Origin of the sequence: Vibrio caribbeanicus ATCC BAA-2122 (assembly GCF_000165125.1) — a bacterium.
Classification (GTDB): domain Bacteria; phylum Pseudomonadota; class Gammaproteobacteria; order Enterobacterales; family Vibrionaceae; genus Vibrio; species Vibrio caribbeanicus.
This window is the reverse complement of the sequence record NZ_AEIU01000022.1, coordinates 54,267-77,787: the sequence shown is the minus strand read 5'-3', so window position 1 is coordinate 77,787 and position 23,521 is coordinate 54,267. Positions and strand designations below refer to the sequence as shown.

The 23,521-nt window shown below is 40.6% G+C and carries 24 protein-coding genes and 1 pseudogene; 8 read left to right on the top strand and 17 right to left on the bottom strand.

From position 1 onward, the window contains the following. Window positions 1-109 precede the first annotated feature (109 nt). From RH40_RS02340 to potA, 4 genes are all read right to left on the bottom strand, one after another. The gene (locus tag RH40_RS02340; protein WP_009599689.1) at window positions 110-1,147 is read right to left on the bottom strand and encodes an extracellular solute-binding protein; all 1,038 of its coding nucleotides are present in this window, start codon (window positions 1,145-1,147) and stop codon (window positions 110-112) included. A 66-nt stretch (window positions 1,148-1,213) separates the two neighbouring features. Continuing rightward, window positions 1,214-1,978 carry a spermidine/putrescine ABC transporter permease PotC gene (gene potC, locus RH40_RS02335; protein ID WP_009599688.1) on the bottom strand — a complete coding sequence of 255 codons (765 nt, stop codon included), beginning with the start codon at window positions 1,976-1,978 and terminating at the stop codon, window positions 1,214-1,216. After that, on the bottom strand, window positions 1,978-2,838 hold the full coding sequence (gene potB / locus RH40_RS02330; RefSeq protein WP_009599687.1) for a spermidine/putrescine ABC transporter permease PotB: 861 nt from the start codon (window positions 2,836-2,838) through the stop codon (window positions 1,978-1,980). The genes potC and potB overlap by 1 nt, the downstream gene beginning before the upstream one ends. Next, entirely contained in the window at window positions 2,819-3,952 is a 1,134-nt protein-coding gene (gene potA, locus RH40_RS02325; protein WP_009599686.1) for a spermidine/putrescine ABC transporter ATP-binding protein PotA, read from the bottom strand. Before potA ends, potB begins: the two co-directional genes overlap by 20 nt. A gap of 616 nt (window positions 3,953-4,568) precedes the next feature. Here potA and RH40_RS02320 point away from each other — a divergent pair. The 4 genes from RH40_RS02320 (at window position 4,569) to ttcA (ending at window position 7,975) form a co-directional block, all read left to right on the top strand. Then, entirely contained in the window at window positions 4,569-5,372 is an 804-nt protein-coding gene (locus RH40_RS02320) for a DUF2189 domain-containing protein (protein ID WP_009599685.1), read from the top strand. After that, entirely contained in the window at window positions 5,341-6,207 is an 867-nt protein-coding gene (locus RH40_RS02315) for a glucosaminidase domain-containing protein (RefSeq protein ID WP_009599684.1), read from the top strand. The genes RH40_RS02320 and RH40_RS02315 overlap by 32 nt, the downstream gene beginning before the upstream one ends. Window positions 6,208-6,219: 12 nt before the next feature. Further along, window positions 6,220-6,873 carry a DUF2987 domain-containing protein gene (locus RH40_RS02310; protein ID WP_009599683.1) on the top strand — a complete coding sequence of 218 codons (654 nt, stop codon included), beginning with the start codon at window positions 6,220-6,222 and terminating at the stop codon, window positions 6,871-6,873. A gap of 208 nt (window positions 6,874-7,081) precedes the next feature. Continuing rightward, window positions 7,082-7,975, top strand: a complete 894-nt coding sequence (gene ttcA, locus RH40_RS02305; RefSeq protein ID WP_009599682.1) for a tRNA 2-thiocytidine(32) synthetase TtcA — start codon at window positions 7,082-7,084, stop codon at window positions 7,973-7,975. A 30-nt stretch (window positions 7,976-8,005) separates the two neighbouring features. Here ttcA and uspE read toward each other — a convergent pair whose 3' ends face one another. The 10 genes and pseudogenes from uspE to ccoN all read right to left on the bottom strand — a co-directional run bounded on the left by uspE (window position 8,006) and on the right by ccoN (window position 16,921). Next, complete coding sequence (uspE, locus tag RH40_RS02300; protein ID WP_009599681.1) at window positions 8,006-8,953, bottom strand: universal stress protein UspE; 948 nt, start codon at window positions 8,951-8,953, stop codon at window positions 8,006-8,008. 136 nt (window positions 8,954-9,089) lie between these two features. Next, window positions 9,090-9,833 (bottom strand): FNR family transcription factor, encoded by a 744-nt coding sequence (locus tag RH40_RS02295; protein WP_009599680.1) that lies wholly within the window; start codon window positions 9,831-9,833, stop codon window positions 9,090-9,092. Window positions 9,834-9,909: 76 nt separating this feature from the next. Next, window positions 9,910-10,584 (bottom strand): sulfite exporter TauE/SafE family protein, encoded by a 675-nt coding sequence (locus tag RH40_RS02290; RefSeq protein ID WP_009599679.1) that lies wholly within the window; start codon window positions 10,582-10,584, stop codon window positions 9,910-9,912. After that, window positions 10,581-10,754: a cbb3-type cytochrome oxidase assembly protein CcoS gene (gene ccoS, locus RH40_RS02285; protein ID WP_009599678.1), complete on the bottom strand. Its 174-nt coding sequence runs from the start codon at window positions 10,752-10,754 to the stop codon at window positions 10,581-10,583. The genes RH40_RS02290 and ccoS overlap by 4 nt, the downstream gene beginning before the upstream one ends. Further along, window positions 10,755-13,132: pseudogene (locus RH40_RS02280) on the bottom strand (heavy metal translocating P-type ATPase). Window positions 13,133-13,134: 2 nt separating this feature from the next. Beyond that, entirely contained in the window at window positions 13,135-13,614 is a 480-nt protein-coding gene (locus RH40_RS02275) for a FixH family protein (RefSeq protein WP_009599676.1), read from the bottom strand. Window positions 13,615-13,692: 78 nt separating this feature from the next. Further along, window positions 13,693-14,673: a cytochrome-c oxidase, cbb3-type subunit III gene (gene ccoP, locus RH40_RS02270; RefSeq protein WP_009599675.1), complete on the bottom strand. Its 981-nt coding sequence runs from the start codon at window positions 14,671-14,673 to the stop codon at window positions 13,693-13,695. Beyond that, the gene (locus tag RH40_RS02265; RefSeq protein WP_009599674.1) at window positions 14,670-14,846 is read right to left on the bottom strand and encodes a CcoQ/FixQ family Cbb3-type cytochrome c oxidase assembly chaperone; all 177 of its coding nucleotides are present in this window, start codon (window positions 14,844-14,846) and stop codon (window positions 14,670-14,672) included. Before RH40_RS02265 ends, ccoP begins: the two co-directional genes overlap by 4 nt. 15 nt (window positions 14,847-14,861) lie before the next feature. After that, window positions 14,862-15,482: a cytochrome-c oxidase, cbb3-type subunit II gene (gene ccoO / locus RH40_RS02260; RefSeq protein WP_009599673.1), complete on the bottom strand. Its 621-nt coding sequence runs from the start codon at window positions 15,480-15,482 to the stop codon at window positions 14,862-14,864. Between the two features lie 11 nt (window positions 15,483-15,493). Beyond that, window positions 15,494-16,921, bottom strand: a complete 1,428-nt coding sequence (ccoN, locus tag RH40_RS02255) for a cytochrome-c oxidase, cbb3-type subunit I (protein WP_009599672.1) — start codon at window positions 16,919-16,921, stop codon at window positions 15,494-15,496. 261 nt (window positions 16,922-17,182) lie between these two features. Here ccoN and RH40_RS02250 point away from each other — a divergent pair, with 261 nt between their 5' ends. Then, window positions 17,183-17,542, top strand: a complete 360-nt coding sequence (locus RH40_RS02250; RefSeq protein WP_050790415.1) for a hypothetical protein — start codon at window positions 17,183-17,185, stop codon at window positions 17,540-17,542. A 39-nt stretch (window positions 17,543-17,581) separates the two neighbouring features. On the opposite strand, the gene RH40_RS02245 is transcribed toward RH40_RS02250, so the two are convergent. Both RH40_RS02245 and RH40_RS02240 read right to left on the bottom strand, forming a co-directional pair. Continuing rightward, on the bottom strand, window positions 17,582-18,091 hold the full coding sequence (locus RH40_RS02245) for a hypothetical protein (RefSeq protein ID WP_009599670.1): 510 nt from the start codon (window positions 18,089-18,091) through the stop codon (window positions 17,582-17,584). A gap of 111 nt (window positions 18,092-18,202) precedes the next feature. Next, entirely contained in the window at window positions 18,203-19,099 is an 897-nt protein-coding gene (locus RH40_RS02240) for a homocysteine S-methyltransferase family protein (protein WP_009599669.1), read from the bottom strand. A gap of 432 nt (window positions 19,100-19,531) precedes the next feature. Between RH40_RS02240 and RH40_RS02235 the strand changes: the two genes are divergently transcribed. The 3 genes from RH40_RS02235 (at window position 19,532) to RH40_RS02225 (ending at window position 22,368) form a co-directional block, all read left to right on the top strand. Continuing rightward, window positions 19,532-20,362: a hypothetical protein gene (locus tag RH40_RS02235; protein ID WP_158091814.1), complete on the top strand. Its 831-nt coding sequence runs from the start codon at window positions 19,532-19,534 to the stop codon at window positions 20,360-20,362. A gap of 74 nt (window positions 20,363-20,436) precedes the next feature. After that, window positions 20,437-21,798, top strand: a complete 1,362-nt coding sequence (locus RH40_RS20015) for a beta/gamma crystallin domain-containing protein (RefSeq protein ID WP_009599667.1) — start codon at window positions 20,437-20,439, stop codon at window positions 21,796-21,798. 123 nt (window positions 21,799-21,921) lie between these two features. After that, window positions 21,922-22,368, top strand: coding sequence for a hypothetical protein (locus RH40_RS02225; RefSeq protein WP_009599666.1), 447 nt, complete (start codon window positions 21,922-21,924; stop codon window positions 22,366-22,368). 119 nt (window positions 22,369-22,487) lie between these two features. On the opposite strand, the gene RH40_RS02220 is transcribed toward RH40_RS02225, so the two are convergent. Beyond that, complete coding sequence (locus RH40_RS02220) at window positions 22,488-23,228, bottom strand: substrate-binding periplasmic protein (RefSeq protein ID WP_009599665.1); 741 nt, start codon at window positions 23,226-23,228, stop codon at window positions 22,488-22,490. Window positions 23,229-23,521: the final 293 nt, after the last annotated feature.

Below are 23,521 nucleotides of genomic sequence, written 5' to 3'. Positions count from 1 at the left end.
AAGTTCACCCCTTAGGTAAACGTGTCAGTGCGAGATTATATCAGCCTCATAAAAAAAATAGGCAGCGAAGGCTGCCTATTTTTCTCCTAATTTTAATCAGTAAAACGTGTTATGCGCCGCTTTTTAGTTTCAAAAAGTAGTTTTCATATTTGCTATTGAGCGCGCCTACTGAGTTCTGCCACTCAACTCGTTCCAGTTCATCTTCACTAGGGAACAATGGTTTTACATTTTTGAACTTGTTATTCGATGCCTTAACACCGGTTAGATAGCCTGTTTCCTCAGATATTTGCTCGGCAATATCGGGCCTGAGGAGAAAGTTAATCATTTTATGCGCTGCGTCAGTGTTGTGGGCACCTTTTGGTATAGCGAAATTATCGACCCAGCCAATCCCGCCCTCTTTTGGGAAAACAAGCTGTAAATTAAGGCCTTCTTTCTGAGCGGCAGCAGCACTGCCATTCCATAACATTCCTACACCAACCTCTCCGGAAAGATAGGGAGCGGCCGGGTTGTCTGAGTTAAATAGCAAAACATTTGGCATGAGTGTTTTTAATTCCTCGAAGGCAGAATCAATTTGGTTTGGGTCAGTAGAGTTGCCAGAAAATCCTAATTTCTTGAGCGCGATATGGAAAACTTCCCGAGTATCATCCATTAACATGATTTGACCTTTGAGTTCAGGCCTCCATAAATCTGACCAGCTAGTAAAATCTCTGGGATCATACATATCTGTATTGACTGCTAAGCCAGTTATGGCAACGACATGTGGTATAGAGTAGTCGTTATTGGGATCATAAGGTTTGTTGAGATAATGTGGGTCTAATTGATTAAAGTTACTTAATTGGGTTTTATCGATTTTCTGTAGCATGTCTTCATCACGCATCTTTGCTACAAAATAGGTGGACGGAACCACAAGATCGTAACCTTGATTGTGTGTTTTCATCTTGGCATAAAGCGTTTCGTTAGACTCATAGGTAGAGTAGATCACTTTAATGCCAGTTTCTTTGGTGAATTGCTCCAAAAGATGGGTATTAATGTAAGGTCCCCAGTTCATAAAAACGAGTTCCTCGGTTTTTTCCGATGCTAAAAGGTGACCAGAGAAAAGACTCAATATACAGGTGCTACAAGCGAGTAAATTTGCCCATTGTTTCATTGATATAAGCTCCAAAACAAGCGTTGAGGAATACAGAGTGCTTAGCACTCTGTATGGGGTGATATTTTATTTATCTTTCGCGATCAGTTGTGAAATACCAACCAGTATTAAGGAAACCACTAACATGATCGTTGCCAAGGCATTGACCTCTGGTGAGATACCCACTTTTACCATAGAGTAGATTTTAAGGGGGAGGATCTCATAGGTTGGCCCTGTAACAAATGAACTAATGATTACGTCATCAAGGGAGAGGGTAAAACTCAGCAACCAGCCAGCAGCGACGGCAGGTTTGGCAAGGGGTAAAATAATTTGCTTGAGGATAACCCATTCACTCGCACCAAGATCTTTTGCCGCTTCTAACATCTTTACGTCAAACCCGTTTAATCTACTGTAAACAGTGACGACAACGAATGGAAGGCAAAAGGTTATATGAGCGATAAGAAGGGTAAAAAAACCCAGCTGGAACCCAACCACCAAAAATAGAGCAAGTAAGGAGATGGCCATCACAATGTCTGGAGACATCATGACCACAAAGAGCATGCCATTGACTGCTCCTTTTCCTCGAAATGAGTATCGAAACAGTGCTACAGCGGCTAAGCTACCGATCAATGTTGCGGCCGTCGCAGATACAACGGCAACATTCAGGGAGTGGAATGCTGCCTGCATAAGACTGTCATTGTTAACTAATATTTCATACCATTTGGTAGTAAAACCACCCCATTTCATGCCAAATTTACTGCTGTTAAAAGAGTTAACAATGAGCACGATAATAGGTAGGTAAAGAAAAGCATAGACTAGCGAAAGATAGCTAAATTTTATTGTACGTCCCATCAATTTAGCTCCACTTTTTTGTTTAACAGTCTTCCAGCGCGATAATAGGCGTAGAGCATCACTGCCATTGCAATCGTTAATGCAATACTTGTGGCGGCGCCGAAGGGCCAATCGCGGGCATTGAGGACTTGACTCTTAATAACATTACCGATTAATAGGTTTTTTGCACCACCTAATAGGTCGGATATATAAAACATACCCAATGCAGGAAGTAGTACCAGCAGGCAACCACCAATGATGCCCGGCATAGTTAAAGGCAGGATCACTTTAATCAAGGTTTGAATTTTATTTGCCCCAAGATCTCTAGCTGCCTCGATATAGGTATGATCCAGTTTTTCGATTGCAGAATACAAAGGCAAAATCATAAATGGCAGCAAGATATAAACCAAGCCAATCATGACGGCACTTTCTGTGTACATGATACGAATCGGTTTATCAATAATATCGAGTGCGAGAAGAGACTTATTGAATATGCCTTGTGTTCCAAGCACAATTTTTAAACCATATGTGCGAATAAGCGAATTAGTCCAAAACGGCACGATGACCAAAAACAACATAAAAGGTCGCCACTGTTGAGGCATTTTTGCCACTATGTAGGCAAAAGGATAGCCAATGACCAAACAGAGTAATGTTGCCACTAATGCCATATAAAATGAGTGTAATAAGACTTTCGCGTACAAGGGATCCAGTAATCGCTGATAATTATCTAAGGTAAAAACCATGTCGATTAAATTGGCTTCATCTCTAGTCAAGAAGCTTGTTACTATGATCATTGCATTTGGTATCAATACAAAAAGACCGAGCCAGCCAACGATTAATGCAATGATACAGTTCTGCAGATTAAACGTTTTGGCTTTCATTGAGCACCACCTCCCAACTTTCAACCCAGGTTATCGCGACTTTTTGTCCAAGCGAATGGTCAACATCGGGATCATCTTCATTGAAGAACTCGCTCACCATAACTCGCATTCCAGATTCTAGCTCAATCACTGAATCAAGCGTCATTCCTTTATAAGTGCGATCAACGACATGACCCACGATTCCTTTTTTTTCTGATTCTTTTATTTCTTCAATACGAAGATCTTCTGGGCGAAGAAGAACTTGCAGTTTTTCACCTGATTGCGCTGCTTTGTCATAATAAACCACAGATTCAACACCCTCGATGTCCGCCATGATTTTTTTGTCATCTATGCGGTCGAGCATAACAGCATTAAAAACGTTGATTTCGCCTATAAATTTGGCGACAAACAGGTTACTTGGTTCTTCATAGATCTCTCTTGGTGAGCCATCTTGTTCAATTTTTCCATCACGCATAACAATGATGCGGTCAGACATTGAAAGTGCTTCTTCTTGGTCGTGGGTGACAAAGATAAAAGTAATACCCAATTGACGCTGCAGTTGTTTCAGCTCAATTTGCATTTGTTTACGTAATTTATAATCGAGAGCAGACAATGACTCATCGAGCAGCAATACTTTTGGTTTATTAACCACCGCCCGTGCTATCGCGATTCGTTGCTGTTGTCCGCCAGACAATTGATGAGGTTTACGTTCGGCCATTTTTTCCAAACGAACCATTTTTAATGCTTCGATAACTCTTGGTTCAATATCGGTAGCGGGCACTTTTTGCATTCTTAAGCCAAAAGCAACGTTGTCAAAAACGGTCATATGGGGAAAAAGAGCATAACTCTGAAAAACAGTGTTTACGTGCCTTTGTTCTGCAGGGATGTGAGTGACATCATGACTATCTAACACAATCGTTCCCTTATCGGCGGACTCGAAGCCAGCAATCATTCTTAGGACGGTAGTTTTTCCGCAGCCAGAAGGGCCGAGAATAGTTAAAAACTCGCCATGATTAACATTTAGATTAAAACTCGAGATAATTTCCTTATTATCAAAACTTTTACTGATTCCATTCAAACGAACAACGGTTTGTCCTGCTTCTTTTTGAGCGTTCAACGTCTGTTTTTCTCCCACCTTGTCGATGTAAATTAAGAGTCTAGTATACCCAACTGAGCTCAAGATACTGAATACAAAACGAAGAAGCTACTTTGCCGAAATTTAGAAAGTATGTGCTAGCGTACTTTCTACAAGTTGCGACTCAGATAATCGTCTTAGTCTGTTCAATGCGTAATGTTAATCTTGATTCAGGTTGCATAACGATTTTTAATGAAGGTGAAGCTTTCTCAAATCATTATTACAGCCGAGACTCAAGCTTATCGTAATGGTTACAGCATCTCGAGGTGACTTGGGTTGATCATATCAATTTAAAGCGCGGATCATAATCATCAAAGAGGTGAAATCAAAGCCTTTTTTCATGGTAAATGTGAAAAAATTTTACTGATTAGAATAAACGATTTTTGTCATGAAATGAGGTTTTGAATTTGTATAACAGAATAATAACTCTGTAATGTTAAAATATGCTCTGCTTACCGCTTGACTTGATGTGGTTGTTTTTCGAACTCTTGACAGATAAATCAAGCCTTAAATCAACAAGATGTTTTTAGACAACGCTTGTTGCAGTATAATGAGTTATAAGTTTAGTTTTGATAAATTCGCCATTTTTGTACTTTGGTGTTGGATATAGATAATAATGAGTAATGATTTAGAAAAAGATTTGAATTTAGGCGGAAGCATAGACCGTGCGTTATCTGGTGACTATGAGCTCAACGTTGGGGGCATCCTTAAGGAAGCCTGGTTACATACGTTGCAGAACTTTTTTTCCTTTACACCTGCAATCATTATCGTAGTCCTCGCACAGTTCTTTATCTTCGCTTTTGCTCTGCATTTCAAAATCGGTGACATATGGTTGGTTTTTGACGCTTTGAGTCAACCCAATAAAGTAACGGTAGAAGTACTTGAAGCTATAATGGTTGCAAACTTCAGCTATGAAGTTATAAGTGCTCCTTTAATTGCTGGTGTAAGTTTGATGGCAATGAGTCACGCTGCAGGTATTAGCACTAAAACAGGAGATCTTGCTAAAGGACTACATTACACAATTGCGGTCATCATAGTTACTTTGATAAGTCTACTTTTACAAAGTATCTTGGGTAGTATCTTTCCGTTATTGTCTTTTTACGTGTCGATTGTTTTCAGTAAATCCATTTTACTGGTTTGTGAAAAAAAGCTTTCTCCGTTTCAGTCGCTATGGGTTTCATTTAGAGCAGTGAATAAAAAGCTACTTCCCATTTTTGCTTTATATACAATTACGTCCATACTCTTTATTTTTGGCGCATTATTCTACGGAATTGGGCTTATTTTTGCTGTACCTTTCTTTTTCCATGTGAAGGGGATTATTTATCGTAATATGTTTGGTATAAAGCTGAAAGTAATACCTAAAAACAAGTCGAATGATAAGGACGATCATGACAAAAATTCACAAATTTTCGATGCATAAAAGGGAGTTTTTTGTTGTTTTATTGGTAGGGCTTTTTGCTAGCTACAGTGCTTATGAGTACCAAGCAAGTCGCAGTCTCGATAAAGAACGAGAGAAACAAACTGAGTCCGCTACAAAAAAAATTGGGCCTGCACCTTCTCCTATAGGGAAGCCCCCTCTATTTTCATCTATCAGTGCTGGTGATGCGCGCAAAAAAGCCTTCTTTGACTATTTACGTCCGGGAATCGCAAGGGAAAATCATAGAGTAGAGGTTGAGCGTACAAAGCTTGTCGAGATACAACGACGTTTACTGAATAATCTTATTTCACCTAGTGATGTGCAATTCGCACAGCAGCTTGGAAAACGGTACCGAGTTAAGTTGCCTGGCTCAGGGATTTCTGAACAATGGATAGTCGATATGTTACATAGAGTTGACGTTATCCCGGAAGGTTTAGTCCTTGTTCAAGGAGCGAATGAATCAGCATGGGGGACATCTCGCTTTGCTAGAGAGGCTAACAATTACTTCGGTCAATGGTGTTATAAAAAAGGCTGTGGTGTTGTGCCTTTGCAAAGAGGTGAGGGTATGACTCATGAAGTGGCAAAATTTTCTTCACCACAAGGCTCTATTCATGGCTACTTTATGAACGTGAACCGAAATAGTGCCTATGAAGCCTTGAGAGAAATTCGCTTTCAGCGCCATCAAAGCGGTATGAGTATTTTAGATACAGATGCTGCTTTAGCCCTAACAGATGGATTGATGCAGTATTCTGAGAGGGGAGAAGATTATGTTAACGATCTGAAAAGCATGATAAGACATAATCAAGAATTCTGGCAAATAAGTACAGATAATCAATAAGAAGACGTTTATATGAATATGCTCAAGCCTCTGGCTGTTCTCGCGTTATTTATAATAAGTTCTCATTTGTATGCCCAGGAATACATATTCACTTATTCAAAACTTTATTCGCACATGAAGCAAAATGCGAAAGAAGGTCATGATGACGTCAAAGTAGGTTTCTTTTTCTTAAATGCTCAAAATAAAACACTCTGCCCAATAGAAAAAGCATGGATGGAGAAAGAAGAGCATTATGAGGAGCTTAAGACCTCTAGCGTCAATGAAGTTATTGTTCCTTTGGACAATAACCTTCGTTCAGCCAACCCACTAGTTTTTGTTCACACACCCAAAGCAATGCGCTGTGATTTCTCTATGGTCGTCATGACTAAGAAGTCATTCTCCGGAAAAATTACTTATCAACAAGTGAAACGCTTACTGCCTCAGATGCAGTCTATTCTCGAGCAGTTAGGTGGTATGTTCGCAAGCTGGTTTACACCCGATGTTGAGGGGGTTACGCTGGAATTTCCGAAAAGTGTTGAGGGCGTAATTAAATTTTCTGATGGGAAGACGAAACCGCTTATCAATGGGAAAGTACAGATAACAGCAGATGAGATAGGAATTGATGGGTGGATACTACTTCCTCATGAGACTTCTAGAATTCTGCCTTATATTCCTAAAGCAGGATAGGCTGCCATAGATAACAAACAGTCTCTTTGCCGCACATGCTTGGTACTAACACTAGAATCAGTGGCTTAGTGAGCTTTTTGTCTCGCCTTTATTACTTATATTGGCAGACAATGATTTCATACTGGGTAAAAAGTACGTATAATCTCCGCCCCAAACATAATGACTGAGAATCCTACTGCTGTAATACTCAGCACTGTGAGAGCAAGCAATGAATCAGAAAGACACCCGCAAAGAAACCCTAGAGTTCAATAAGCTGCAAAAGCGTTTGAGAAGGCATGTTGGCAATGCGATTGCCGACTACAACATGATAGAAGAGGGTGATGTAGTCATGGCTTGTATCAGTGGCGGTAAAGACTCGTTTGCCATGCTTGATATTTTGCTTAATCTACAAAAGGCAGCACCGATTAAATTTGATGTTGTTGCGGTGAATTTGGATCAGAAACAGCCTGGTTTTCCCGAACATATTTTACCAGAGTATTTTGAAAGCCTTGATATTCCGTATTATATCGTTGATAAAGATACCTATTCTGTTGTTAAAGAAAAAGTACCTGAAGGTAAAACTACATGCGGCTTATGTTCACGTTTGAGGAGAGGAACACTTTACTCCTTTGCAGAGAAAATTGGGGCGACTAAGCTTGCGTTGGGCCATCATATGGACGACATGGTGGAAACTTTATTTTTGAATATGTTTCATGGTTCCCGTCTAAAGGCTATGCCACCAAAATTACGCTCTGATGATGGTCGTAATGTTGTCATACGACCACTCACTTATTGTCGTGAAAAAGATCTTATTACCTATGCTGAACACAAACAGTTTCCGATCATTCCATGTAACCTGTGCGGCTCCCAAGAAAATTTACAGCGCCAGTCAATAAAGGCGATGTTGATTGATTGGGATAAGAAAACTCCGGGTAGAGTTGAAGCAATTTTTAAATCTTTGCAAAATGTTAGCCCAAGTCAATTAGCAGATCGCAACTTGTTCGACTTTGTAAACCTTCCTCTAGACCGGGAAGGTGACAGGGGTGAATATCAGTTCACAGAGGCAACAGTATCATCAACGAATATTGATGAGAGCCTATTTATCGATGTAACCAATGTTTAATAAAAAAGGAAGACATAATGTCTTCCTTTTTTAGACCGCTGTTTTAGGATCGAGAGGGCTAACATAACCATTAGGTTTAAGAGCCAGTACGTCACAGTTGATATTATCAATGATATGTTCCGCTGTATTTCCGATAAAAACAGCTGAGAGCCCAGTTCTACCTGTGGTACCTACCACAACCATTGCTGCATTGAGCCTTTGCGCAACGTCGGGAATAACATCTTCTGGCAGCCCTTGTTCTACAACCGTTTTACTCTCATCGTAGCCATGCTTTTGTCTTAATGCTTTCATTGCTGTTAGGTGATGACCTCGAACTGCGTTTGTGTAGGTCGATGGGTCAAATTCTGGTAGCTCTATTGTGATATTTGCTGGTGTTACTGGATAAGCATTGACCAGGTAGGGCTCAGCACCTAGCCTATCGGTTAGGCTGTTCATTTGTTCCACCATAGCGTCATTAAGCCCCAAGTGATTGTGGTTCTCTGAACCAACATGGACAGATGCTAGAATACTCGCATTTTCCGGCCAAGCAGAGTTCTTAACCATCAATACAGGTGAAGGGCACTTCCTTAATAGGTGCCAGTCTGTGGGGGTGAATATAACAGATTCAAGCAAGTCGTGCTTTCTCGTTCCCTTTATCACGATATCATGACCACCTGCAAAAACTTCGGCAATAATTGCCTCATATGGTCTGTTGTGCCACACAACTCTTACATCAAACTGAATATCGTCTAAAACATGCTCTTTTGCTATTTCACGCATCCATTTTTCACGTTGCTGAATAACGCCTCTTCGCATTGCGTCACGTTCGTCGACTGATAGCATGGAAGTCATATCATAGGAAAAATCATAAATAGAGAGAAAAAATAGAACGTGGCTTGTCGACTGACTTTTCGAAGCCAATTGCATAGCACGTTCTAAGGCAGGCTGAACTTCGCTATTAATATCTGCAACCACTAATATTTTATTGTAAATACTCATGTGAGCCCCCTTTGGAGGAGTTAAGTCTTAGAATAATGTAGCCCACTTGAGGAGAGAATATTAGCGTTATTGAGAGGAATTTGAGAGAAGTATGACGTAGCTCATTTTTATGCTACGTCATTGAAAAATATTGTGATTAGTTTGACAAACCAGCAAGACGACGTAGAGCTTCTTGATCTAATACAGTTATGTATTTTCCTTTTACACACAAGATCTGAGATTTTTGAAAGCGACTTAATAGCCGTGAAATAGTCTCTACCGTTAGCCCTAAATAGTTACCAATATCTCCTCGGGTCATTGTTAAGCGAAATTCTTTTGCGCTAAAGCCTCGTTGGGCAAATCGAGTGGAAAGGCTATGAAGAAATGCTGCCAATCTTTCTTCTGCTGTTTTTTTAGAGAGCAGTAAAATCATCTCTTGATCGCACTTAATTTCATTACTCATAAGACGCATGATTTGCTGACGCAGTTTAGGCACTTCACCTGCTAATTCATCTAGCGTGTCGTAGGGAATTTCGCACACCATTGATGTCTCTAGGGCTTGAGCAAAACTTGGGTGACACTCCTCTGTAATCGCATCGAAACCAACAAGATCGCCAGCAAGATGGAACGCGGTAATTTGTTCATCACCTTGTTCGGTAATAGTATAGGTTTTAATAGTCCCTGAACGAATTGCATAGAGTGATCTCATTGGATCACCTGCTTTAAAAAGTTGATGGCCTTTTTGAATCGGCCTTTTTCTCTCGATAATATTATCTAATCGATTTAATTCATGTTCATTTAGGGTAAAAGGAATACAAAGTTGGCTAATACTGCAATCTTGGCAATGTATTGCGCAGGTTCCTTGTAGCGTTGGTCGTTTTGAGGGTTTTAGAGGAATCATGATAGACCTTCATATATATCGAGCAAGGTGATGTTATCACTGGTATGTCTTTATGTGTAGTAAACAGTGTTCATATTCACTGAATATGTGATATCAATTTTATACTGTCGATGAGAGAGTAACCCCCGAAGCTAAGTATTAGAATGGCAACTGTCTGACGAAACCACGCTGAATTTTTGATTTTCTGTAAACGCGCAGCAGCGTGGCCTACAAATAACATGGCCGGCAATGTACCTGTGCCAAATGAAAGCATGATGAGGGCACCTTCAACGGCACTACCAGAAGCGGCCGACCAAGTCAGCATCGAATAGACCAACCCACATGGTAGCCAGCCCCAAATAAAACCAAAAGGAATAGCATGGATAGGGGACTTCAGCGGTAAAAAGGAGCGTCCTAAGGGGGACAGGTATTGCCACAATTTTTGACCCAGTTTTTCAACATAGACCAACCCATGCCACCAACGACCAATATAACAGGCAAGTAATATCATAAATAATGCGGCAAATATTCTTAGCCAGCCTGTGGCGTTATTTATTTGGCTAACCTCTAGAAGTGATGCAACCGCACCACCAATAAATGCTCCAGCACAAGCGTAGGCGATGAGTCTGCCGATATTATAGAAAAAAGGTATAAAATTTGATGATGCGTTAGGTCCAAGCGTTAACATTGACGCTATACCTCCGCACATACCTATGCAATGCCCAGCACCTGCGATGCCTATGGTAAAGGCACTGATAAGCTCAATATTCATTTAGGCGGTTTCTCTGAATCTTTTCTTTCTTCGTCTTCATCAAACAGAATATTGTGACCTTGTCTTTCTAAATCTTCAAACTGCTCATTTTTAACTGCCCACAAAAAAACTAAGACGGCGATAAAGACAAGTAAAATCGCTATAGGAATTAGGATATAAAGGCTTTCCATTTACTTACCCTCATCATAGTTGAGTAATCTCAATGAGTTAGAAACGACAATAATAGAGCTGGCAGACATTCCAATTACTGCGACATAAGGAGCGACATAGCCAGATACCGCTAAGGGTAGAATAAGAAGATTATACCCCAAAGACCAGGCTAAATTTTGGTAAATAATTTTTTGGTTTGCAGTGCAAGAGTCCGAGCTTGTAGAATCCGATCTAGTCGATCTCCGAGTAGAGTCATGTCAGCAGATGCTTTAGCAACGTCTGTGCCGCTACCCATAGCAACTGACAAATGTGCTCCTGCAAGTATTGGAGCGTCATTTATACCATCGCCAACCATTAGGCTGATTTGATTTTTATCTTGTTGATTCAGAAAGTTGAGTTTGTCTTGAGGCCGTGCTTTTGCGATAACATTATCAATTCCAACTTTATTCGCAACTGCAAGGGCACTCTCGTTAGTATCACCGGTTAAGAGTGTTACCTCCACTCCTTGGTGTTTAAATTTACTAATAAACTCCGCCGCTTGTTCCCGAATAGGGTCTCGATACTTAAAACTGGCAATATGCTGATTGGATAGGGACAAATATACTGTGTTAGCTTCGCTATCACTTCCGTCACCAAGCACATATTCATAACTGCCAATTTTGACTTGTTTTGAATGATACATACCTTGCAAGCCAGCACCGATTGAGTTCTCAACGTTTGTCACCGAAATATTGGGGTCGTGATAATGCTGAAAGGCGCGAGCTATCGGGTGGTTGGCGTGAGACTCAATAGAGGCCGCAATCGCAAGGACTTCTTTTTCTGACACTCCAGTATAGGTATCGACTTGGTATATTTCCATATCACCGTAGGTGAGTGTGCCCGTTTTATCGACCACAAGGTGATTTATTTTACAGAGAGTCTCAAAAACATGTCCCTTACGAAGAAGTATACCTAAACGGCTCATACTTGATGTGGCACACGTAAGAGCTGTCGGAGTCGCTAACGAGAGAGCGCATGGACACGTTGCCACTAAAACGGAGAGCATGATCCAAAAAGCTTCGTCGGGTTTTTGAAAATGCCAGTATAGCCATGTTGTGAGTGCCGTGATCAATACAATTGAGACAAAATATCGAGCGACAATATCAGCGACTTTGGCAATTTTAGGTTTAGATAATTGAGCTTGGTCTTGAAGCTTGATGATATTAGATATCATGGAATCAGCTTTGGTTGCTTTAACCTCTAAATCAAAGGCTTCTTCACCGTTTATTGTTCCTGCGAATACCCGGTCACCTTCTTGTTTAACAACTGGAACTGATTCTCCAGTAAGCATTGATTCATCTATATGAATTCGACCCGACAATACGGTTCCATCTGCAGGGACATTTTCTCCTGGTAAAACTCGGACTTTATCATTAATTTTTAGGGCTTTTACAGGGACTTTGTCACCATTAAGCTTTGTTGCCATTGCTGGTATAAGTTTTAGCAGGTTACCACTAGCTGCTGCTGCTTTTCTTCTCGCTCGCATTTCCAAAAATCGACCAATAAGGAGGAAAAAAGCAAACATAGATATGGATTCAAAGAAAACCTCGCCTTGTTGGGTAATTGTCGCTATTAAACTTGCAATATAGGCAAAAATCATGGCTATTGAGACGGGCACGTCCATGCCAAGGGTACCTGAGCGAATACTACGCAATGCATTCAGATAAAAGGGCAAAGCCGAATAAAGCATGACGGGAGTGGCAAATATTAAACTGACCCATCTCAAGTAGTTTTTGAACTCTGAGTCGAGATCTCCAAACACTTCAAAGTATAAAGCAAAAGCAAGCATCATAATTTGCATGGTTGCTAACCCTGCGACTCCTAGTCTATATAGGTACTGCTTCATCTGGCGATGGTAGGCTGCTTCTTGCTGATCGGCTTCAAAGGGCGCTGCTTTATACCCAAGCTGACGTATGGTACTTAGGAGCTTGCTGAGCTTTGTTTGGGTCTGATCCCATATCAGTGTTGCTCTGTGGGTCGTCGTATTTACTCTGATGGAGAGCACACCATCTGAAGCGGAAAGGTGTCTTTCAATCAACCATGCACAAGCAGCACAAGAAACCCCCTCAAGTGACAGTGTCACCTCGGAGCGATGATCATCAACACTAACGAACTCAGATTGAACTTGTTCATTGTCATAATGGACAAGTGCTTGAAGTTCTTCAGGAACAAGATCTGCTTTTTCAGCCTTCGTTGTGCGATATTGATAGTAAGATACAAGCCCACTGTCAACGATTGTCTGTGCAACGGTTTGACATCCAGGGCAACACATCGCTCTAGGCTCTCCTAGCACTTCAACTTGAAAATCCATGTTGGTTGGTATGTCTTCACCACAGTGATAACAGGATTGATCAGCCATAATTAATTCGATAGCTTAGTTGGGTTTTGAGAGGGGAATGAGACGCGCCCTTGAATAAGCCATTCATTGTTATGTGGAGTAATCTCGATAAACCAAGGTCCTTCAATTTTGCTGTCTGTTGTTAAGCGGTACACCCCATTGGCATCAGGTGTCAGCATTGTAGTGAAGTCCTTTCCAGGTAAAGTGCGGTGAGCAAACATCACTGAAAGAGCAGGATAATAAGCAGTAACACCTTTATCAAAGTTGATAACTATCTCTTTATTTTGTGAACTGACAGAAGCACTCAACCCAAGTTCTTTCGCGATCTTTTGCTTGGATATATCAACATTTATCCCTTTCCCCTTCTTGTAATAGTCTTCAGTGACTAGTGACACAGAGTTTTTAGAAAAAATAATCACTGTGATGACTGTCCAAACGATAACCGTTAAGGGAAGAAGGATTAGAAACCAAGGCCAGAATTGTTTATACCAGGGCTTAACCATAAACTTTCTCAATTAAATCAGTGGTGAAAGTAAAACCTTACAGGAAAGAAAGCCCCGCAAGAAGGGGGCTCTATAGTTTTATTTGTCGCTCGGGTTGCTTAAGCTCCAGACATAAGCTGAGACGAGCTGAATCTTTTCTTCTCCCAGTATGTCTTTCCAAGCAGGCATTACGCCCGCACGGCCGTTTAAGACGGTTTCCATGAGATCAGCACGAGTGCCTCCGTATAGCCAAGTTTGGTCGGTTAAATCTGGGGCACCAATCGCAGGGTTTCCTTTTCCGTCTGTACCATGGCAGGCAGCACATACAACAAAGCGCGCTTTACCCGCCTCGGCTTCACGTACGTTAACTTTTCTTCCTGATAGGCTCAGCGTGTAACTAACTACTTCTTTAACCCCTTGAACACCGAGTGCATCTTTCCAAGCAGGCATTTGTCCAGCACGACCATAAAGTAGCGTTGTGACAATTGCTTGAGGTTCTCCACCGTATAACCAAGCTCCATCCGTCAGGTTAGGGAAGCCTTTCTGACCTCGCGCATCTGAACCGTGGCACTGAGAACAGTTTTGCAAAAATAACCTTTGACCGACTTGAATTGCTTCATGATCAGCGGCAATGGTTGGAATCGGGCGTAAGTCTTTAGTACCCTCAACATAAGCTAGCTTGTTGAACGCTTCTCCAAAATATCTGTCTGCATCATCCAGCTCTTTGGCAAATTGATCGAGTCGCTTATCTTTTTGAGCCGAGGCAATAGACGCCTTATACTCAGCAACGTTAGTGACCGTTTGATCGGAACTTTGCCAACCTAGTAGACCTTTAAAGCTGCCTAGCCCTGGGTAGAGAGCGAGATAGATGGCAGCAAATATAAACGTGCCAAAAAAGAGATATGTCCACCATTTTGGTAGTGGGTTATTTAATTCACGGATACCATCATATTCATGGCCCATATCCGTACCTTCTTCGATACCGGTGCTATCATTGAGACACCATCTCAGGATGAAGAAAAGGCCGAGCAGGGTACCGACTGTTATGATAATTATCCAAAAGCTCCAGAACAAATTCATTTCTTAGTCACTCCTTGTTCTTTTTCGGGTGCTTCCTGCTCATCAGCAAAAACCAGATTGGCGGCTTCTTCAAATCGTGCCTTTCGTCTTTTACTAAACGCCCAGATCACGATTCCAATAAAGCTCACGAACAACACTATGGTCCAAATACCGTGGAAAGTACCTATATCCATAATTGACCCCCTAAATTACTTCATTGCGTGACCAAGAGACTGAAGATAAGCGATGATTGCATCCATCTCTGTCTTACCTTCTACTTCTTTTGACGCGTTTGCGATCTGCTCATCGGTGTAAGGTACGCCAAAGTGATCACGGAATAAGCGCAATTTCTTCTCGGTATCCTTTCCATCCAATAAGTTATCAGCTAGCCAAGGAAACGCTGGCATATTTGATTCCGGCACAAGTGCGCGTGGATCCATCAAGTGAGCACGATGCCATTCATCAGAATACCGTCCTCCGACTCGAGCTAAGTCTGGGCCAGTACGTTTTGAACCCCATAAAAAAGGATGCTCATAAACGCTCTCTCCCGCGACTGAGTAATGTCCATAGCGCTCGGTTTCAGAACGGAATGGACGCACCATTTGGCTATGACATACATGACACCCATCACGGATATAAATGTCACGGCCTTCCATTTCCAAGGCAGTGTACGGGCGCAGGTTTTCAACTGGTTTGGTTGTTTGATCCTGGAAAATAAGCGGAGTGATTTCCACGAGCGCACCAAGGCTTATCGCAAAGATAATTAATATCGCCAGTAAACCCGCATTCTTTTCGATCAGTTCATGACGGTTAGTAGAATTAGAACTCATGTTACGATCTCCTATGCTGGCTGTGGCGCAGCTTTGAGGCTGTCTTTCGGCGCTGTCACTGTCTTATAAGCATTATAAGCGAGCAACAACATACCAGTCAGGAAGATCGCACCTCCTACGAAACGCATAAAGTAGAATGGGTAAGAGGCCTGAACTGATTCAACAAAGCTATAGGTGAGCGTACCGTCTGAGTTTACTGCTCGCCACATTAAACCTTGCATAACTCCCGACATCCACATAGCAACGATATAAAGTACCGTGCCGATAGTGGCCAGCCAGAAGTGAGTATTGACGAGAGCGACAGAGTACATACGCTCTTGTCCAAATAGGCGAGGAATAAGATGGTACAGAGAGCCAATAGATACCATGGCTACCCAACCGAGTGCACCTGAATGAACGTGACCAATGGTCCAGTCGGTGTAATGCGATAGTGCGTTGACGGTTTTAATCGCCATCATAGGTCCTTCGAAGGTGGACATTCCGTAGAAGGAAAGCGAAACAACCAGGAAGCGTAAAATCGGGTCGTAACGCAACTTATGCCATGCACCAGATAACGTCATGATTCCGTTTATCATTCCCCCCCAAGATGGAGCAAACAGAACGATTGACATCACCATACCAAGAGACTGAGTCCAATCTGGTAACGCAGTGTAGTGGAGGTGATGAGGGCCAGCCCAAATATAAAGTGATATTAGAGCCCAGAAATGGACGATCGATAAACGATAAGAGTAAACGGGACGTCCAGCTTGTTTTGGAACGAAGTAGTACATCATCCCCAAGAAACCCGCCGTCAGCAAGAATCCAACTGCATTGTGTCCGTACCACCACTGAACCATAGCATCGACAGCACCAGAGTATATCGAATAAGACTTCGTGAGTGATACTGGTATTGCCATACTGTTCACGATATGCAATACCGCGACTGTCAGAATGAATGCGCCGAAGAACCAATTAGCGACATAAATGTGTGACGTCTTTCGCTTGACCATTGTGCCGAAGAAGACGATGGCGTATGATACCCAAACCACTGCAATGGCGATATCAATTGGCCACTCTAACTCTGCGTATTCTTTAGTGGAGGTGAGGCCCATTGGGAGAGTAACGATTGCTGATAAGATGATGGCTTGCCATCCCCAAAAAGTAAACGCTACCAGAGGACCTCCAAATAACCGTGTTTGGCAGGTTCGTTGAACGACATAGTAAGAGGTTGCGAATAGGGCGCTTGTACCAAACGCAAAAATAACCGCATTAGTATGCAGAGGACGTAAACGACTGTACGTCAGCCACGGCGTGTCAAAATTTAGCTGTGGCCAAACTAACTGAGCGGCGATCAAAACTCCTACAGACATTCCCACAATACCCCAGAGGATAGTGACAAGGGAAAATTGACGAACGACTGTATAGTTGTAGTTTTGTTCTAGCTGCTTTTCTTGGCTCATTTGCATGCTTCCAGTTTTTTAATTAACTACACTTTACTTCCAATACGACATAAGTCGTAATGCCACCCAAATCGGTGAGAAATTGTAACTAGTTATTCCCTGTCAAATTGACTTGCTGATTTTAAGAAAAAGTGGCATTTTCAATGCTTAATTATACTGCATTTAACAAATCAATGACAGTAAGGTAACCTTACACTTGATCGGGTTTTGACCTTTTTATCTGAAAACTTTGAAGTTTGTTACACGGAGCTAAAATTCGCTATGGCAGCGCAAAAACTAACCACAGGCCGTTTGGCACAAATAATCCTCATGTTAACTATATTAGTTGTTGCTTTTATATGGCGAACGATAAACTTCTCCAATCCAGAAGCTATTTCGTGTTTTCTTCAACCAAATTGCTCTTTTACCATCGATAAAGCGCGTTTTTCAGCAGTAAAAAATGACAAAGGTGTTTCGCTCTCATTGCCTTCTTCGGATTGGAGTGTTGAGGGTAAGGAAAGAGGTTTAGCAATTCGTATAGATAAGCTAAATGCTCAGATTAGCAATGACAATGAAGACTTCGAAGTGAAACTAAAAAAGAAAGGCATGGATGGCAGTGTAGTGGTAAGTTTTCGATACTAGGATAGTATGGCGGGCGATTGACCCGCCATTTATTGCCAATCAGCGAACTTCCTTAGTCTCTACGTAACCATCACCTCTGCTTGCGTCAGAAGATTGATTCAGCACGACCCAGTGGTATTTGCCGTTTTTAGGATTAGCGGTTACCCATCGAGATGGCCCTTCAACTATATTCCCAGAGTTATCGACTAAAACTAAGCGTAACCATGCGTTAGACAGATTGGTCAGTTGACCAGAGACCTGTTTATAAGGACATTTTTGTTCAAATGAATAAACTAGGGTTGCGTCACCTGCTTTGAGGTTTCTGATGTAATTCTTTTGATTGATCGTCATCCTACAACGAAAATTAGCCAATTCTACCTTTGACTCATGTTGTTGTGTCACATCTTTACTATCGAAGGGTATTTCCAAAGTTGTACTCGTTTTGATCTCGGAGTCTAACTTGACTACGGGGTAGGTAGTTCCTTCAAACGTAATTTGTCCTATCTGCGCCACCGATGGTGCAGACAGCGACACGAGACATAGAAAAATAGAACATACAAAAGCTTTCATTATCATATCCTTATTGATTAAAAAGCTAAATTCTATTTTCCTTATTAATCTATTCAATCGCGAGTGTTAAGTTGTGTGAGTGATTATAAAATTAGATGAAATTTATAAAAGTCACAATTTCTCTTTCCATTGAGCTATTTCAGCGATATGACTTGGGCCGATGCCGCAACATCCGCCAATGATCCGCGCACCTGCCTCGTACCAGTTTTGTGCATGATGCAAATACGCTTGCTCAGAAACAGAGCGGAGAGATTGAAAGGTACTGTTTGCTTTGTGGTTCTCATCGATAGGAATAAAGCTGTTTGCATATGCGCCTATTGTTAAATGTTTTCTTAAAGCCTTTATAAGCAGTAATGCAGGCCCTATAACTTCAGGAATAGAACAATTTAACAATACTCCGCGAACGTCAGTTTCTCTCAGATATTCAATCGCCTCTGATAATTGTTCGCCTGATCTCAATGTTGGCGTTTTAGCGTTAACGTCATCATTTAGAGTAAAAGCGATATAGAAGGGCTTTGATGATTGAGCTGCAAAAGTGAGCATAACCTTTAACTCAGCGATACTAGCCACAGTCTCTGCTATCCACAGATCACAATATGGGTCTTGAGCTGTGTAGAGTTGCTCGGTAACGTCAAATGCTATTTTAGGTTTGAACAGATCAGGACGATAAGAGCCTAGAACTGGTGGTAAAGAGCCGGCAATAAGCGCTGTCTTTTTTTCTGAATTTTGGACAGCTTCTCTTGCTAGTATCGCAGCCTGGATCGCGAGTTCAGGTCCTTTTTGCTTGTAGAGAGCAGCGCCAAGGTGGAAGGGTACACATGCATAACTGTTTATCGTTATTATATCTGCCCCTGCTTGAATAAAATTGCAATGTGCTTGCTTCACATACTCTGGTGCTTCTATTAATGCTTGGGCACTCCATAAAGGCTGAGAAAATGGAGCGCCTATTCTTTGTAGTTCCCGGCCCATTCCGCCGTCTAAGATAACTAAACTCACAGGGGTTCTCATAATTATTACTTTGTCATAAAGAGCTTATACCATTAAATCCGTTACAACTCATAAAAATCGTAATGCACTATAACTAAAAATTGATACAAAAAGTTATAGAAAAGTACTCAAAGAGATAAAAGTCCTATTTATATAATAGCGACCTGTCTGAACATTTTATTTAATTGGAATTATTATTAAATAAGTTATTTAAAGCCTTTAAAATACAAATTAAATTAGAATTATATAAACTTAACTTTTAATTTAAATGTTATCTTGATTTTGATTTTTTTTACTATAGATCTCATGAATAAATAAATGGTTAAAATATATTTTTACAACCTTAAGTTTTTTTATTATGTCTATATTTATCTGGGGATGACCTAGATGAATTTATTGATTGAATATTTAATATATTAAGGAAATGATATGTTTTTTAAAAATAGATTAATCATGCTTGGTGCTATGGTTTCCCTATCCGGAGCAGTGTTTGCGGACGGATTTAATTTTAATAACCCAGATGGGTTAACAGTTGATGTTGTCGATGAAAATAACACATCATTGTATCATTCTATGGCAAGTATGGATGGTTTTGGTTGGACTCCGCAAACAGATTACGTCACGGTGACTGCAAAAAATGCGGATAATAGTGAAGTTTTCAGAAAAGATTTCCGTACTTCACTTCATGGTAATGGACCTATGTGTAATTATACTCTGTTACTCTCAGAATATGAGGGTTATAAGCATGAAATGTCATCATTATCTTCTCGTGGCTGTACGTCTGATGAGGATAACTACCATCCAAATACCGGTGTCCCTAAATATACTCTTGATAACGCCTCCGACCACGTATTTAACCCTTCATTTAGAAAAGAAGGCGAAGAGTTTGCTGCTGATTCAGTCCACGGATGGGTAAGGCCAGGGGAGATCAGAACTTATACTCCTGATGATGCTTATTGGTCTTCGCCTTCTGTCAATATTCATGAAGGAGACATTCTTTCTACCGCAGCTTACGACCCATATTCAAGTTATATTATTTGTGAAGATAATACACCGGCTATGGGAACAAAAACATTTGTATATCGGAAAGTTGACGGCGAATACACTTGTACACTAAAAGCGGCAACAGGCGCTTGCGAAAATGCATGGAATAACAGTCAACTTTACCGCAAAGGCGACATTGTCTCCTATCAAGGAATACTGTGGGAAGCACGGTTTGTGAGCTATGGTTTCCCTCCCTCAAACTGGCTTTGGAAAGAAGTTGGAACATCTGAATGTAATTAAAACCTAGTCAATTAGACAATCTTATATGAAGTTTTAGAGCATATGTTTAGATTGTCGAAAATAAGGATATTATAATGTGCAAATACAATAAGTTTATTATCTCAATACTGGGCTTGATTTTTTCTGGGACAGTATTTGCTGATGGGTTTAGTTTTAATAATCCAGATGGAATGAATATAAAAATTATTGATGGGAATGGTTATGAAATTTACTATTCACCAAATGTAATGGATTATTTTGGATGGAGGCCTAGCACCGATTATGTAACAGTTAAGGCAATAAATAATAGTGGTACAGACGTATTTAGTAAAGAGTTCAGAACTTCTCGGCGCAACTATCCAATGTGTAATTACACGCTTCTTGTAACTGAATATAATGGATATCGACATGAAAAGTCCTCTATATCCGGTAAAGACTGCACAGCTGATGAAGATACCTATTTCCCTGACTCAGGGGTACCTAAATATTCAATAGACAATATGTCGAATCACAAGGTTTATCCAGCATTTGCAACAAATGGTGATAATTATGCGCCAGATTCTATTCATGGCCTGCTGGACCCAGGAGTAATTCGCACGTATACCCTAGAGGATGCTTATTGGTCATCTCCGGCAGTTAACATTGGCGAGGGTACCGAAACATCTGTTGCGGTTTTTGACCCATACCTTGGTAAGTATGTTGTTTGTAAAGATTTCGAACCTGCTCATGGAACTAAGACCTGGTTCTATTCAAAAATAAATGGAGAATATAAGTGTACTCTAAAAGAGTTGAGTAAAGCACCTTTTAATACAGGAGCGTTGTTTTATGAAGGTTTCAACTATCAAGGACAAGTTCATAAATATGATGAAAGCGTTGGAGTCGTTAACTTACCATCATTTTTAAATGATAAATTTAAATCTGTCGAAATTGGTCAGTTTTCTAAGGTTTTTGCTTGGACTCACTATGAATCAAAACCTACTCAGGCCTACGAATTGATGGAAAATACGCCGGATCTCAACTTTATAGGAGGCTTATCAAAGTTCAAGGTAACACCTAAAGAAGTAGAGGGAGTTTATATTCGTTTGGTGGATGGGATCAACACTGGGACACTATACTGCATGATGCCCAAAGTCTACGGAGAAGGAGAGGGGGCAGATGTTAACTCTTGTACCGACAACGAAACATACCAACTGCTTGGCACTTTGAACCCAACCGAGGGTGGAGAAAGTATTGTGACACAAATCCCTGTCCGCAATATGGATCACAGCAGTCCTAATTTTGGTCAATTCATAAGCAATGGTTCTCTGTATTTTAAAATTGATTCATACGGTGACGTCAGCGTATCTCACGAAAATGGAGAGTTTGAGAATTTCCCCGATAACCTCACGATTAGAGAGGTTCGAGACAATACTTTTGATGTGGAGATCGTTTCTGAAGAGCCCGATCTAGATTTCTAATAGTGAGAGCAGCCTAGATATTTTCACGACTTTAAATTCACAACTAAAATCTAAGCCCGTGGAAACGGGCTTAGCCATAAATCAGGCTTTCTGGTTCGATTCGAGGAACCAAGAGGGAGTAAAATGGGAAATAAAAGATATCAAGACATGCTCACCGCGAAACAAACACTAAATTCAAACGCTGAACATTGGACAATTGCTTTTCTTGACTCTATCGAAGATCTGGTTGAGTCGTTTTATCTTGCATTAGGTTTTAATTACGACAATTACAGTGATTCTTCGAATAGGCCTTTGATAGAAATAACCAAAATAGATGACAAAAAACAGTACCCAAAAAAAATCGAAGATATATTGGATAGTGATCAAGTGGCTCACGTTCTATTGAGAATCTACTTAAATGAATCAGAAAGTAATCACCATGGTGGCGACTTTAAAATTCAGACTCTAATTAGGTACTCAGAGAAAGAAGGAGCGCAATATTCGGTTTCTTCACAACAGCCATTTTTTTGGTATTCAGATAAAGGCTCGTTTACTAATGAAGTTTTTAAGATGATGGAAGCCCAGTTTTAGCTCTATGTGGATATAAGGATATAAGATCGGTAAATGTTGATATTAGCCTAGATAATTTCATTATGTTAAAATCGTTCATAAAACTTAAGCCCGTGGAAACGGGCTTGGTGATAAATAGATTATAAAGCATGATTTTCAACCAATGTAGAGTAGTTTTTAGGCAAGTATTTGAGATAAATACTATCCATAGTACCGTCTTGGATCATTTCTCCTAAAACCCTATCATAAGCTTCGAGAGTGTCTTCATTATCTTTGTTAAACGCTAAATATAATTTCGTAGAGTCGACCTCAGGTTTTAACATGCGAATCTTAATGTTCACTTTTTTGGCCAAAAGGTCTGCGCTTATCGTATCAAGCAATACATAGTCGTAGCGATTAACTTTCAACTTTCCGAGAGCTAATTCATCTGTGGATGCATATTCTCTGATCCAACCGTCATAACTGGTAATAGTCTCGGTATAATCATATCCTCTCACTAAACCTATGCTCTTACCGACGAGTGATGACCATGAAAAATCTGTTTGTTCATAGTTTTCTCTTACGTAGACACCAAGCGTGTACTTTGCTGTAGGATGTCTCCCTGTAATGAACGGGGCGAGCGCAGCATTATCGATAACAGCATCGTATTTGCCAGTCTCAACATAAGAAAGACATCGAGCCCATGGTATTACATCTTTTTCTACTTTGATGTTAAGCCTATTAAAAGCCTCACTCAAAATATCGTAGGTTAATCCACCAGTAATTTTCCCATCGTGGCTATAAGTAAAAGGGGGCCATTCCACGCCACATAATTTTAGCTCTTTAGCGTTGATACTCACAGAGAATAAAAAAAGGGCACTCAAACAAACATACATTTTCATACATCTTACTCCTTGTACGATTAGTACTAACATCCATATTTACTAATGACCAAGTCATTAATTGGAATGCTATCCTATAAAAGTTTCAATTTTGTTTCAAAGTTATTACTAAGCGCTGGGAGCAGTAGCCGAATGATGAAAATCGTAGAGCGATTATTGACATAGCTTATGGCGGTAATATTCAATAACTCATTTCGAAGATAATAAGTTATTGAATATTATATATTTTATGGTAAATGACTTATGTTTAATGAAACAATGGAAATGGAATAAGTATAGAGGAGGTGTATATA